We start from the raw sequence: 1,060 nt of genomic DNA on the forward strand, positions 1-1,060 counted from the left end.
CAAGGTTTAGCGTCATTAAGAGATATTTGGATCAATATTCACTACGGGAGATGAACCGCCCATTGCGGACCCGCATGATGGGTGGTGTGGGGGCTGGAGGTTAGAGACCTCCGGCTACCCGATTAGCTGACACTCTCAGCTAGCCTAACGTCAGCATCATATGAAATAGTAAAAATAAAATCGTCTAAACAAGGAATACTAACCTCTTTAACAATTTGAATTGAATCCGTTAGGTATTCGTAAAATTTCCAACTTAGTGTTGGATTCCAATACTCATTAATCAGGTTCTTTGCACAATCGTTTGCATTTAGTTTCAACTCAACTCTATGTGTGATTGCAAAGGGGCACTTGTGAGGGTTATTTGGAATCACTTCATACAGCTTAATATTGGACAGTCGCACATTTTGCTTTAACAAATAATGGACTGCAAACTCATCACTATCCGTCACATACAACGCGTTGGTTCTTCCAGTCACACCTTGAGGTCTAGACTTGTCCATTTCCTGTGATGTATTTACATAGAACTGATTCTGCCGCGTTGAATTTATAGTTTGCCCAGAAGTTAACTGGTTAGTGGTTGCATGATAATACGTCATAACCTCTCATTCTTGTTATGCAAGAGTGCCAAGTTTATAGCTCTCTTTTGATAAGATTGTAAATGAAAATACTTCATTACCAATGATTTTTAATCCATTAAAAAGAAAGATTTTCACACTGCCATTATTTTTCCATTCGATAGACTGTGGATTATTTTCACCCTGAGCATTAACTATTTGATAGATTGATTGTTCTTGATTTTTTAGAACACACATATAACTTTTAATGCCTTGTTCCGTTTTTATAGAAATATTTTGAATATTCATATTACACCTAGGTTAATGAAGCACTGACAGCTAACAGCTTATTCAAAGGATCTAAACCCACAAGTTGCAGACAGAAAATCCTTTGAGTTTTTTAATACTTTCAGTCTAACTCTGTATCTAAATGTAAATCAAGGGATTTATATTTGTTGTTTTTTTGTTGTTGTAAAATACAAGAAATAATCCCGCGAGTTGTTGAA

Annotated in this window: 2 protein-coding genes; both read right to left on the bottom strand. The window is 35.8% G+C overall.

Annotation, left to right across the window (positions count from 1 at the left end):
* Positions 1 to 122 precede the first annotated feature (122 nt).
* The gene (locus H5180_RS23295; protein WP_182759256.1) at positions 123 to 596 is read right to left on the bottom strand and encodes a hypothetical protein; all 474 of its coding nucleotides are present in this window, start codon (positions 594 to 596) and stop codon (positions 123 to 125) included.
* A 15-nt stretch (positions 597 to 611) separates the two neighbouring features.
* Positions 612 to 863 carry a hypothetical protein gene (locus tag H5180_RS23300; RefSeq protein WP_182759257.1) on the bottom strand — a complete coding sequence of 84 codons (252 nt, stop codon included), beginning with the start codon at positions 861 to 863 and terminating at the stop codon, positions 612 to 614.
* Between the last annotated feature and the right edge of the window lie 197 nt (positions 864 to 1,060).

Source organism: Pseudoalteromonas sp. SR41-4 (genome assembly GCF_014163985.1).
GTDB classification, from domain to species: domain Bacteria; phylum Pseudomonadota; class Gammaproteobacteria; order Enterobacterales; family Alteromonadaceae; genus Pseudoalteromonas; species Pseudoalteromonas rhizosphaerae.

What these genes read in the sequence shown, in the direction of transcription:
- H5180_RS23295 (WP_182759256.1), bottom strand. Translation starts at nt 596, where the DNA reads ATGACGTATTATCATGCAACCACTAACCAGTTAACTTCTGGGCAAACT.
- H5180_RS23300 (WP_182759257.1), bottom strand. Translation starts at nt 863, where the DNA reads ATGAATATTCAAAATATTTCTATAAAAACGGAACAAGGCATTAAAAGT.